The 12,909-nt window shown below is 46.0% G+C and carries 10 protein-coding genes; 5 read left to right on the top strand and 5 right to left on the bottom strand.

What is annotated here, in order from left to right:
* Positions 1 to 135 precede the first annotated feature (135 nt).
* Complete coding sequence (locus tag AC6R00_RS04540) at positions 136 to 1,095, top strand: L-threonylcarbamoyladenylate synthase (RefSeq protein WP_486794498.1); 960 nt, start codon at positions 136 to 138, stop codon at positions 1,093 to 1,095.
* A 73-nt stretch (positions 1,096 to 1,168) separates the two neighbouring features.
* Here AC6R00_RS04540 and AC6R00_RS04535 read toward each other — a convergent pair whose 3' ends face one another.
* From AC6R00_RS04535 to AC6R00_RS04525, 3 genes are all read right to left on the bottom strand, one after another.
* Entirely contained in the window at positions 1,169 to 1,882 is a 714-nt protein-coding gene (locus tag AC6R00_RS04535) for a DUF429 domain-containing protein (RefSeq protein WP_500639471.1), read from the bottom strand.
* A gap of 84 nt (positions 1,883 to 1,966) precedes the next feature.
* Complete coding sequence (locus tag AC6R00_RS04530) at positions 1,967 to 2,305, bottom strand: ATPase (RefSeq protein ID WP_500639470.1); 339 nt, start codon at positions 2,303 to 2,305, stop codon at positions 1,967 to 1,969.
* A gap of 9 nt (positions 2,306 to 2,314) precedes the next feature.
* A complete protein-coding gene (locus AC6R00_RS04525) occupies positions 2,315 to 4,669 on the bottom strand; it encodes a S8 family serine peptidase (RefSeq protein WP_500639469.1) in 2,355 nt (784 codons plus the stop codon).
* 448 nt (positions 4,670 to 5,117) lie between these two features.
* Between AC6R00_RS04525 and AC6R00_RS04520 the strand changes: the two genes are divergently transcribed.
* Positions 5,118 to 6,767, top strand: a complete 1,650-nt coding sequence (locus AC6R00_RS04520) for a mechanosensitive ion channel family protein (protein WP_500639468.1) — start codon at positions 5,118 to 5,120, stop codon at positions 6,765 to 6,767.
* A gap of 15 nt (positions 6,768 to 6,782) precedes the next feature.
* On the opposite strand, the gene AC6R00_RS04515 is transcribed toward AC6R00_RS04520, so the two are convergent.
* The gene (locus tag AC6R00_RS04515; protein ID WP_500639467.1) at positions 6,783 to 8,474 is read right to left on the bottom strand and encodes a class I SAM-dependent methyltransferase; all 1,692 of its coding nucleotides are present in this window, start codon (positions 8,472 to 8,474) and stop codon (positions 6,783 to 6,785) included.
* A 168-nt stretch (positions 8,475 to 8,642) separates the two neighbouring features.
* On the opposite strand from AC6R00_RS04515, the gene AC6R00_RS04510 reads away from it, so the two are divergent.
* Both AC6R00_RS04510 and AC6R00_RS04505 read left to right on the top strand, forming a co-directional pair.
* Positions 8,643 to 9,413: a 1-acylglycerol-3-phosphate O-acyltransferase gene (locus tag AC6R00_RS04510; RefSeq protein ID WP_500639466.1), complete on the top strand. Its 771-nt coding sequence runs from the start codon at positions 8,643 to 8,645 to the stop codon at positions 9,411 to 9,413.
* 136 nt (positions 9,414 to 9,549) lie between these two features.
* A complete protein-coding gene (locus AC6R00_RS04505) occupies positions 9,550 to 10,881 on the top strand; it encodes an MBL fold metallo-hydrolase RNA specificity domain-containing protein (protein WP_500639465.1) in 1,332 nt (443 codons plus the stop codon).
* 59 nt (positions 10,882 to 10,940) lie between these two features.
* Here the strand turns inward: AC6R00_RS04505 and AC6R00_RS04500 are convergent, their stop codons facing one another.
* A complete protein-coding gene (locus AC6R00_RS04500; protein ID WP_500639464.1) occupies positions 10,941 to 11,801 on the bottom strand; it encodes an MBL fold metallo-hydrolase in 861 nt (286 codons plus the stop codon).
* Between the two features lie 109 nt (positions 11,802 to 11,910).
* Between AC6R00_RS04500 and AC6R00_RS04495 the strand changes: the two genes are divergently transcribed.
* Positions 11,911 to 12,804 carry a LysR family transcriptional regulator gene (locus AC6R00_RS04495; protein ID WP_500639463.1) on the top strand — a complete coding sequence of 298 codons (894 nt, stop codon included), beginning with the start codon at positions 11,911 to 11,913 and terminating at the stop codon, positions 12,802 to 12,804.
* The last annotated feature ends 105 nt before the right edge of the window (positions 12,805 to 12,909 follow it).

Below are 12,909 nucleotides of genomic sequence, written 5' to 3'. Positions count from 1 at the left end.
GAAAGATCGACTGATATAGAAAAAACTTATCGATAGATACAATTCATACTCAATTAAACGTCGAAACTTTGTGAAACATGGTTAAAATAGCCCGCTTAGATTTTCTAACCCTATTGGTTGTTTGAGGAAGAGACATTGAACACGCAACACCTTTTGGCAAGTGACAGCAAAGATATCGAACAAGCTAAAGACATTCTCGCGTCTGGCGAGCTTGTTGCGATTCCGACTGAAACCGTTTATGGCCTTGCTGCAGATGCATCAAACCCAGAAGCGGTGAAAAAGATCTTTGCCGCCAAAGGTAGACCAGCGAATCATCCCCTGATCGTTCATATTGGAGAGGTCGAGCAACTGTCTGAGTGGGCAAAAGACATTCCTCAAGAAGCATACACCATTGCCAAAGCTTACTGGCCTGGGCCTGTGACTGTACTGCTCAATAAAGCTGACCAAGCGACACCAGTGGTAACCGGCGGTTTAGACACCATAGGCATTCGCATGCCAGCTCATGAAGTGTTTGCTACATTGCTAAAATCTTCAGGTATGGCTGTTGCAGCACCTTCAGCAAACCCATATAAAAAGCTCAGCCCAACGTCAGCCGAGCATGTGCTCAACTCTTTAGGTGGCAGAATTGCGGCTGTACTCGACGGAGGTAACTGTGCTCATGGTCTAGAGTCAACCATCATTGACCTAACCCAAAAACCTTTCCGTATTTTGCGCAGCGGTCCGGTGACAGCAGCGCAACTATCAGAAACGCTGGGCGAAGAAGTGCTGTCACCGAAGGCACACACTGTTGCCGTTCCGGGAAATGTCACTAGCCACTACCAACCTAATACCAGAGTACGTTTGGTTGACCTTGCTGAGATTGAAAACGCTGAAGGGAGTAACATTGCCTGCCTGCATATTTCGGCGATTGAAAACCAAAGCTTTAAGTCCAAGCAAATGCCATCAAATGTGGCTGATTATTCTCATGACCTTTATCGCGCGTTAGATGATGCTGATAAATGGGGCTGCGAAGAGATCTGGGTTGAACATCCACCCATCTCAGACGAGTGGTTGGCTGTTCATGATAGATTAAGTCGAGCACAATCTAAGCTTTAAGCTCAGGCCAATAAATTAAAACAACACGCCAGAAGTCCTATCTTCTGGCGTTTTTGATTGCGCTCACCTGTTATTAGCTTTGTGGCTGCCAGTAAACAATTTCCCTCACTCGCCCTGTAGAGTCTTTATCTGGAACTTCGGGTAAGCGGTTTAAGTGCTGAGGATGCTTTGCAGCTAACATCAAAACAAAAGCATCCACTAAATCATCTGGGCTGGCATGTTTCACTAATGTCGATTCTATCTGATGCTCTAAAGCCCTTACCCACGCTAATGGAGTGATGGCTTGGATGATCGCCAGTCGTTCTTGATAGCCTTCCTGACTCTTCTTCCCATAGTCTAATGGCTGTCTATTATTTAACGCTGCAAAAACTACTTCTGGGTGTGACTCACGAAGATATAGATTAGGAAATTGGTTAAGCAGCTGATCAACTTGCTTGACCTTTGGCAAAATAAACCAACTTTGCTTAGATAGCTTCTTACCAAGCCGAGTGAAGTTGATATCACACGCCTCTTGGTACGTGTTTGCGTAAGCCGCCTCTCGGCAAGGAACCGGGAAAACCGACGAGCCACGTTTGGGGCTTAAAAATCGACGCGCCGCTTTATCACATGCTCGGTCAGGACTAGCGGCATCACTAAAGCCAATAGGAATATCAATCAAAGCTGCGCCTTGTTGGATCAACGGTACCGCATCTGCTATCTCAGGCACAATCTGGCAGGTGGGAGCACCATCAGAAACCTGCCAAATTACCCAGCCGGCTTTGCAACCGTCTATTCCTATCGCTCTCATAATTTCTTTCCTACGCCTTAATGAGCGTAGTTTAAGTGGTTAAGACAAAATAAAAAACGCCCCATCTCTCGATGGGGCGTTTTGTCATTGCGAGTATAAGCTTCGAATCGGTTCTGGCTCAACATAGTCGATGTATTGACTGGATGTCAGTTTATCGACTTGCTGTTGGCTACCCGATACTACCAGCACTTGTTGGCTGTCTAACGTTTCGACAACGTCTAGCTGGTAAGATTGAAGAAGCTCGCGAGTCTGCTGCTCAGTGCCTTTATGATACTTCACAAAGAATCGGGTTGATTGAGCCTCAGCTTCTGCCTGTCTTTCATCAACAGGTGGAAACGCTGGGTTATCAGCATGGCTCAATGTAGCAACCGTACTCATCACTAAGGCAACTAAACCAACGCCATAAAACACTTGCTTCTTCATATTCACTCCTTATTGAAATGACAGTGACCAGCTGTTGATCGTACCTGTATCTTGGCGTGCGCTATCTACCGCTTTTAGTTTCCAGTTACCTTTTGACTCAAAGCCAGTAAAGTTTGCTTGGAAGCTAGTACGAATGTCATTTGCTGAACCGCCTGTATTTTCATGTAGCACAACTTGACCACCCGTTGGTGAAGTCAGCGTGACGTTAAGATCACCCACATAGCTATGGCTAATATCAACTGCAACCGTCACTGTACCAGAATCACCAGAACGCAGTACATCGATCTCACTCGTTGCACCTAGCGCGCTGTTGTCTGGAATCGCCATTGCATTTTGGTTGCTGTAGTTTGATGGCGCTTGACCACCATTGTCAGAACCGTTGTGCGTAGCAACAAGCGAAGCACCTGAGTACGCCGAGTAGCCATCGATCAATACTTGGTATGTGCCTGCTTGAGAGACATCCAGAGAACAAGATTCGTTGTTACCGCTTTCCCATGAACGGCAATCGTATGTTCTTGTTGTCGGTGTACCGTCAAAACGGACATACATATCCGCATCACCGCTACCGCCAGTTAGCTTAAATGTCGCTTTAGTTGCACTTGCAGGGACTTCAAAGGTGTAAACCGTACCTGATTTGCTTGCGCCAGATAGAGGGCCTTTCGCCACACCGTTTTCTAGTACAGTGCTTGTATCTACAGGACCATTACAACCCACATCTAGGTAAGTTTTTGCAGCATCTGCATTCACCAGACCATGACCTGTGCGATCGTCGCGTCCTGCTACATCAATATCTGTCGCACTTGCGTTTAGTGCTTTACGTACTTGCGCTGCTGTACAAGTTGGGTGGTAACTCCACACTAGCCCTGCAACACCTGCTACGTGTGGCGTCGCCATAGAAGTACCATTGTAGTACTCGTAGTCTTTACCCGTTTCCGTAGAAACCGTCACGGTATCACCAACTTTACCTGCTAGCTCTAAACCAAATGCTCGGTCAACGGTAACTGAAACCATACGGTAGCTATCGCTGTCATCCAAAACAAATGGGTTCTGAAGACCAGGTAGATCTTGATTACTGTATACAATCGCCGCTTTAGCGCCCGCATCAGAACATGCTTTCACTGGGTTGATTTCAGGTCGAACACCCGTTCTTTGGTTTTCAATACGTTCAGTCAGACAGATCTTGTCCGTCATATCACCACAGTTGTAGCTGCCTGAAGAGATATCACATGCAGCGATAGGAGCGGTAAATGAACCTGCCACTGGTGCTGACTCGTAACTGCCGGAAGTTTTGATTTTACGGTTATGTGGCACAACGCCGCGATCAAAGCTGCTCGCACCGTTGATGGTAATATCAGACAGAACGCCTTCACCTACTGTCACAGTTGAAAGTACCGCTACACCTGGCGCTGCAATATCTACTTGGTCAGTTGCCTGAGAGAACGCTGCGTGGTCGTTGTTTGTATCAACTGCTGCAACTGACATTACCGCATCATAAGATGCTGGGTAGCTGTGTGCCGTATTACCTGAGTTACCTGCCGCTGCGATAAGCAGAACACCTTTGTCGTAAAGGTCTTGCATCGCGTTTTGTTCAGTAATACTTGAACGGCTACCACCCAAGCTCATGTTAACCACGTTGGCGCCATTATCCGCACAAGTTTGAATTGCTTTAACTAAGCTCGATGAGTAACCCCAACCAGATTCGTTGAACACTTTAACAATATGTAAGTTCACATTCTGGTTCGGCATTACCCCTTTAACACCTTCGGTATTGGCAATCGCCGCAATCGTACCAGCCACGTGCGTACCGTGGGCATTGTTGTTGCCCGGAGAACTCCATGAGCCTGTGCCGCTATCGTTGGTACCGTTAACACGGTTACCACTTAGGTCATTGTGGCTGATGTCATAGCCAGAATCGATAATACATACCGTGCGATTACCAGCATTTGAATCATTCAAAAGCTGAGCATTCACAGCATTGTAGCCCCACGGCGTCGTTTCACTTAGCAGGTAACGTGGGGGATCGACCTCGACGTATTCCACTTGCGCGTTAGTACGCAAAGAAGACAGCTCGTTGTCATCCATTTCTACACTGTAGATTGGCTCAGAGCCTAGCTTTTCGACCTTACGAGCTTTAACTTGCTGAAGCACCGATTCGCGAACTTCACTAGCAGCCATAACTGGCTCACCAGCACGAGTAAACGGCATAGGTGCGTCTTGTTTAAATTTAACGATGTACTTAGTTGGTAGATCAGCCTCATTGAATACCATTGAAGGCGAAGCGTTCGCCACTGAGATTCCAGCCATAGCCACTGCGATAGTTGAAAGGGTAAATAACCCTTTGGTTTTACTTGTTATGTTATGCATCTGCTCTATTCCTCATTGAGCTATTTTTATTCATTTTCCACTCATGAATCATCATTTCTAGTGATGATTCACAAGCTATCTAGCTATAAAGAATGATTATAAAACCGCCAACATTTTATAAAGTTAATGCTCTATTTTTACGCTAGGGCTCACCCTTTACATCTAAAAAGTGAACACTCATTAGAAAAATTATTTCCTTAAAAAGCAATTACTTAATAACACTTATTATGCTTAGACACCTTTAAAACAACCAGCTAACCTTAATCTAAGAACTCAAAATCTAAGGGCCAGTTGCATGCCACATAACTAAACGAAAGTACCAATTAAGCCTGACTTGATGAACAGCACACAATCCAGTGAAAAAGGCTGAGAGCAAAAAGCATAGGTATGCAATCAAAAGGATATGGATTAGCTTATAAATGTCAGGGAAAGACTAGGTTTATCAAACATGTTTAAAGCAGCTATTAACGTATTTATTTCAACCTTGTTACTGGTGATCACTACAGGGGTTTACGCACAAGATCGGTTCCCCCTCGCCCCACCAGACACCAGTAGCCCCAAAGCCACATTTGATAGTTTTCATCAGCTTGTCGACGCGGCAAACAACCAACTCGCGCAGTTACCAAACCTACCAAGCGAGCAGCAAGAAGGTGCTCGTCAGTCTGTCTACGCGCTTTTCAACAAAGCTGTGCAATGCTTTGATTTCTCGCAACAACCTAAATCTGAGTACCCACGTATATCTCTAGAATCCGTCATGCTGATGAAAGAGATCCTCGATCGAATTCCAGCGTTTGATCTTAACTCTATTCCCGCTACAAATAGCATTGAGCGATGGACGATCCCCAATACTCAACTGTCGATTGAAAAGCAGCCAAACGGACAATTCCTTTTTTCTGCTCAAACTGTCGAAGCACTGCATTCCAACTATCAATTAGTCAAGCATCTACCCAACCGTGATGGCACAGTCAAAGATTTCTACCGCTATTTCTCGCTGTCTGCTGGTAAGCTCGTGCCTCCAAATTGGTTTACTTGGATTGAAAGCTTACCACCGTTCTTCATGCTAGAAGTTGCCGATCAAGCGGTATGGCAATGGATAGGTTTAGCAGTGTTATCTGCTGGATTGGCACTTTATGCCTTACTCGCTTATCGCGCCAACAAACTGGTGCTATTACGCCCGCTACTTATGGCGGCAGGTATGGGGTCGTTTGTCTATTTGAGCAACCACCAGCTCAATCTGACGGGTAAGTTAATGTCTGTTATGTCGATCTCTGGCGAGCTCATTGTTTGGTTATTGGTCGCACAGGCCGCCTACTTGTTTGGCTATAAAACGTGCAGTGCCATGGCAAAAACTCGCAACGCCTCCAACCTGCGCCAGAGCATTACTCAAATTATCGGCACACTGGTTGGTTCAGCATTAGCTGTCAGCATTTTCGGCTATGGATTGCACCGAATCGGCGTACCTGTGTATGGCATCGTTACTGGGCTAAGTTTAGGCGGGATGGCGATTGCACTTGCCATTCGACCAACGATGGAAAACCTGATTGGAGGTGTAATTCTATTCTTAGACAAGTCACTCTCGGTCGGTGATTACTGCCAGATGGGCAAAGTTTCGGGTGTTGTTGAGCGTATTGGCGTGCGTTCAACCCGAATCCGCGCCAAAGACCGTACACAAATCACCATCGCCAATGGCGCATTAGTTAAAATGGAGATCGTGAACTACAGTCGCCGTGATCGATACCCGTTTAAAGCTGACATCGCGCTGCGATTTGGTACCCCAACCACCGTAGTTACAAAGATCACGCACGAAATTGAAGCGATGCTTGTCGCTCATCCAGACACGCTAGAGTCCCCTGTACGCGTCCATTTCTCGACATTCGATAACTATCGCATCAACTTAGAGATTCTTGCTCACCTAGATACCACCAACCGAGAACGCTTCTTGGAGCTGCAACAAGAACTGCTGTTTAGCATCGAACGCATCATCAAACAAAACAACGCCGAGTTCGCCATCCCAATTCAAGCCACGATTTTGCAGATGGAGAGTGGTAAGCAAGGAACGATGAGCGAAGAGAAGTTAGAAAATTACTCGGTTTCGTGAGACCTAAAATTGGTCTCACCACTCACTAACCAATAATCGACTCTTAACCCCTCTTACTTGAAGGCCAAGAGCTTCAAAGACTTGTTCAAAGTCGCGGCATTGGTTTGGGACATTCGGTAAGGCAAGCGTGGCTTCCGAGAAAAAGCATTGTTGTAACTGCTCGTTCTCGCCCCAAGCTAATTGCCACCACTCTAAAATCCTTTGGCGAGATGAGCAAAGACGGTAGTGAGTAGGAATACGATCTTTTTTATCGAGATTCTCTTTTGCCGTGGTTGGCAGTAAATTCCACTTATCGTTATTCGGCCAATGAGCAAAAGGTAAGCAGTGATCAATGTGGTAGTCATTTTTGAGAGACTTACCACTCCAAACACTTTTCATCACTAAACTGTCTCTACGTAATGCCTCAACCCTAGATCGAACATCGCGCGTATTGTGTTTGTGGTCTATCCAGACAAGGCAGTCATGGTAAGTTTGCAAAGAAATATTGCGCTGCTTATTCCTGTCAAAGCGCTGCATTTCTAAGATCCATTGATTTACAACTAGTGGCTCTATCCAAGAATGGTACAAACGGAAACAGTCCCATAGACTCTCGTCCAAAACAAACTCACCGTAACTTTCTAGGAAATCCAAATCGATAATATACGAGCTAGTTTTCTTAGACTTTCTACGGTGCATATGAAAATAGGGATTTGAAATATCACTTTGGTAAGTGTATTTGACCGGACCACTCTTCAATGTAGCTAAAGTGTCGCGAATGGCCTTGTCTAAAGCTTTTGCCTCTTCACCCGTAAAGAGTGAACCAACAGCGAGATCTTCAGCAGCTAAGTGAGTTAGCTTTCCCCACCCTTCGGGCTTTACAAAACCAAGTCCAGCCGAAGAATTGGCACTTTGCTGAATATCTTCAATGTCTATCAGGCGCTTAAACTGACGGTTCCAGTAAAGAGCAACCAAACCTAAGGGGATAGCTACCTTGCCGTCACTTCGATCTATAACCGCCCCCGAGTGTGCGTCAGCGATACGTAGCAAAGTACGTAGTAACGCCAATTTGTACGTGGCTGACTTAGTGTCATTAACGATGATATGGCGGACTTTATTTAAGTCACCAGAACCATCATCAGGTAATGTCATGACAACAGTTTGCCATGAAACATCAGAACGATTGAGTTGATCCGATTGGTCAGTAACGTCGCGCACCAATAGAGCACTATCTTTAGAGAGTTGTTCCAACTCCTCAACCGAGACGTCATAGCTCACCCGACCATCATCAAATTCACCGTGACGGAGAGAAATGATCAACTTTCCATTGGGTGCGAGAAGGTTGGCGAGCTTTCTGAATGCGCGCTTTCTGTGTGTCGGAGCAAGATGCATCCAAACAGCACTGACCAGAATCACATCAAACCGAATACCTAAGTTGGTTGTGCGAGACAAAGCGGGTAACGAGTCATCAAGCCAAACAACAGATTCCCCTGTGTGTTCACTGCCTAGATTGCGTAAAGCCTGACAAGGTTCGATGGCATACACTTCACAACCAGACTCCGCCATCCACTTCGCATCACGCCCACACCCTGCACCGACATCAAGGACTTTATCCCCCGAAATAGGCCAATAGAGGCGCCAAGCGCTATTCACTGATTCCGCTTGGAGAGCGTTATATTGAGCGCACAGTTGTTCCGCATTTTGCTCGTAAAAAGAAGAACTTGAAGACATAGTTTTGCTACCGAAGTGGAACTTACTGCATAGTAATTGGCTTTATAATTGATTACCACCCAAGTGCCAGCAAAACTTGTTGCAATTTGGTTAAATAGAATTAAAACTCTAACTGTATCAACCAGATTGACCACTCATACGTGGGTTGGATAACGGAAGGAGCGCGTTTTGTTAAGTATTCTTCGCCTTGTATTGGCTGCTATTTTTATCGTGTTTATGACCCTCTTCGCTATGGTTTATTGCCTGTTTAGCCCCAGAAATCCGCGGCATGTGTATTTCTTTTGTCGTTGGTTTAACCAACTGCACAAACTGGTAGGTTTAAAACTGATTCAGCGCGGGTTAGAACGAGCGCCTACGCCGAAAAACAGTGTTTATATTTCTAACCACCAAAGCGTGTATGACTTTGTTACTTCACCGGGAATGCTAAGACCACGTACCGTTTCATTAGGTAAGAAAGAACTGATTTGGGTACCGTTTTTTGGTCAACTGTATTGGATCACAGGCAATATTTTGATTAACCGCCAAGATAAGTCCAAAGCTCGCGATACGATTAAGCAAGTTGCGGAAGCCATCCACCAGCGCAACCTGTCCGTTTGGGCCTACCCGGAAGGTACCCGCAGTAAAGGGAGAGGATTGCTACCGTTTAAAACCGGTGCCTTTCGTATGGCAATTGAAGCCGGTGTGCCCATCACACCTATGGTAGTGAGCACTACGCACAACAAGATTGACCTTAACCGTCGTAACAATGGTGTGGTGATCACTGAAATGCTTGAGCCAATTGATACCACTCAATACAACCTGAGTGATGCCCGCGCTCTTGCTGAGCATTGTCACCAGTTAATGGAAGCTAAAATCGCAGAACTGGATAAAGAAGTGGCAGCGATCGAAGCGCAACAAAACTGTGGCGTAAGTACGCAGGATAATACGATCAAAGAGTAACTCAGTCGCAGATAAACCACTGAGTACTCTATAACTTACTGCCAAAAGTGTTCAATCCTCGCAAATTTGGCTGGGCTAGTTGTCGTAAAATAGCTTTGTCGGCACAGTCAGCTTGAAACGGTTGCGAGGATTTAACATGAAGATCATTCACCATGGCGGCAAACAAACGATTACTGGCTCTTGCCATGAGCTCAGATCAGAGGCCCAAGCCATTCTTATCGACTGCGGACTGTTTCAAGGCGCTGATGCTCGGCCATTGGATATTGAATTTGAAACCTCTCACTTGACCGCGATTGTCATTACCCACGCCCATATTGACCACATAGGTCGACTGCCGTGGTTACTCGCAACTGGCTATAACCAACCTATTTACTGCACTACCGCAACAGCCGAACTGATCCCATTAATGCTCGAAGATAGCCTAAAGCTGCAACTCGGTTTAGACCGTAAACAAACCGAGCGCGTGTTAAACAAGATACGTCGCCTAATTAAGCCATTGGACTACAATTGTTGGTATTGCCTAGACGAGGTTTACCCCCTTGGTTCGATGACGATACGTTTTCAACCCGCGGGGCATATACTTGGTTCCGCCTATGTGGAAGTGCGCTTGGCGAATCAAGAAGTGGTGGTCTTTTCTGGCGATCTCGGTCCAAATAACACCCCACTCCTACCTGATCCTAAACCTCCACAGCGTGCTGATTACCTACTGATTGAAACAACCTATGGCGACAAACAGCATGAAGACATTGCAACACGCGGTGAGCGGTTAAAAGCCATCATAGGTCGCTCTCTTGAAGATGGAGGAGCGATCTTGATTCCTGCGTTTAGTGTTGGACGTACTCAGGAATTGTTGTTCGATATTGAGCAGCTCATCCACCACCATCAAATTGATGTTTCTATCCCTATTATTCTCGATTCTCCCATGGCCCAGCGTGTCACTCGTTCCTATCGCCATTTCAAACAGTTATGGGGCAAAGAAGCGAAACAGCGGCTAGAGAGGCATCGCCACCCACTCGCATTTGAGCAATGTATTACGGTCGAAGATCATCGCACTCATCAGCGCTTGGTTAATCGCCTCCAATCCACCCAAGAGCCTGCGATAGTCGTCGCCGCCTCTGGAATGTGCCAAGGTGGTCGTATCATGGACTACCTGAAAGCGCTACTGCCTTTGGAAACAACCGATGTTCTTCTAGCAGGGTACCAAGCGCAAGGGACTTTGGGCCGAGAAATTCAAGCAGGCGCGATGGATGTGGAAATTGACGGCGAAGAGGTCGAAGTCAAAGCGAAAGTTCATACAATGTCAGGCTACTCTGCCCATGCAGATAAACACGATCTATTGCGCTTTATCCGTGGCATTGCTGAAAAACCAAAGCAAATTCACTTGATTCATGGCGAGCCCGATACTCAAGCGCAATTTGCATCTGAACTTAAAACACTCGGGTTCGAAGTGAAAAGCAACTCCGACTAACCAAAGCGAACAGCCTTACGCTGTTCGCTATATAGCCATTAATATCGGCTAAAAGGCTATTACCAGCTCGCCTCTTTCATGTGGACCTGAGCACCAAGTTCTAGACTAAAATCTGAACCGAGTTTTGGGTAGTGGTTAGTCATCATCTTGATCAGTTGAGCACTGTTTTTACTCTGTTTTTTCGCTTCAACAAAACGCTCTATCCATGTATGAGTATAAGCAATGGTGCTGGCATCCAATCGACCTGATTTTTGCATATGTCCAGGTACAACAAACTCTGGGTTTAGCGCCTGCATCTCTTCCAACTGTGCTAACCATGTTTTAACTTCTCGGTCGGTTTGAGTGTCAGCCATCCACACATGCATACCTTGAACAATGCCAACGTTACCCAATACGGCTTTTTCACTCGGCACCCACAAATATGGTCGATGCGCTAGCACTCCCTCTGTACCACGTATTTCGATCTTTTCACCATCAATCGTTAACTCGTTACCTTTCACCACCTCTGGCAGAACGGGATCTTTCGGCGCATTTAATCCCATTTTCGGCCCCCAGAAGCTGACTTTTTTCTCAAGTTTTTTCGCAATCGCCTCCCTTACCGCGGCCGTGGTGACCACATGCGCATCAGGGAAGATGGTGAGCAATTCAGAGGCGCCAAAATAATAATCTGGATCGGCCTGACTGATAAAGATGGTTTTTAGTGGTTTACCTGCATCCAATACTTTAGCTGCAATACGGAGTGCGTCCGCGCGGGTGAAGCCAGTATCAATAAGTAAGGATTCTGTTTCTCCAACAACCAGAGTCGAAGTGACGTTGAAGCTGTGCTCATCGGCGTTGTAAACCTCAAAGTTCAAATCGGTTGCGGCCATCGCAGCTGAACAAGTGGTAAGTAATAAAGCGAGTGTTGTTAAGGCTTTCATGCTGTCTCCTAGTGGATTGCTTGTTTTGTTGCTAAGCATGTTAGCCTCTGGTTTTATTTCTAAATAGAGCCTATTCTTTTCATCATTATTTCGTAAAACGATCATATCAATGGACAAGTTAACCGCAGCAAAGGTGCTACTGGATGTGGCCCAAACAGAGAGCTTTACCGCCACTGCCGACCGTTTAGATATTTCTCGTCCTATGGTTACTCGCCATGTTGAAGCGGTAGAAAACTGGCTCGGTGCGCGGCTCTTGCAACGCACCACTCGCAAAGTCTCCCTGACCAATACCGGGGAACAAATGCTGCCAGACTTACAGCGCTGGGTTGAACAAGCGCAGCAAATTGAAGAAAGCTTAATGCCTGCCCAGGCAATACAAGGCTTTGTGCGCGTGTCTGTCAGCATGTCGTTTGGATTTTCAGAACTGATGCCTGCTTTGACGGTTTTTCGCCAACAATATCCGGGAATAAAGCTCGATATTGATGCTCAAGACAGAGCCGTAGATATGGTCAGCGAAAGAATCGATCTTGCTATTCGCACCACTAATGATCCAAATCCTGCCTTAATAGGACGCCCGTTTGCGGTATGCCACTCTAAGTTGGTGGCATCTAAAGCGTACTTAGATGCACGATCCGCTATTACCCATCCAACAGATTTAGAGCAGCATGCTTGTCTTGGCTACAAAAACTTTGGTCGCCATATCTGGCAATTGACGAAAGATGAGCAAAAACATCAAATCGAGGTGAATTGTGATATCACCGCTAACGAAGCCACCGTGTTACTCCATGGCTCACTCTCTGGCCTAGGGATATCCATGCAGCCTACCTACCTAGCCGACAGCAAGATAGCCAGTGGTGAGCTGGAATGGATACTGCCAGACTGGCAACTGAATACACTGCAAATGTATCTGCTCTACCCTTCTCGCAAACACTTATCTCACCCTGTTAGAGCCCTAATAGATTTCCTTGTCAATCATTTTGAGCAACAGCAGAATGCCCGCTAAAAGTCACTCTACTAGGGATCAAATATTTTAATCCATACCATAAAAACTATTCGCCAATATGCTGATATCTTTTAACCTTAACTGAGGCTATTCTGAACAAGTGTT

This window comes from Vibrio sp. R10-SF1-ISO8, assembly GCF_059833805.1.
This window is presented reverse-complemented; position numbering and strand designations above follow the sequence as displayed.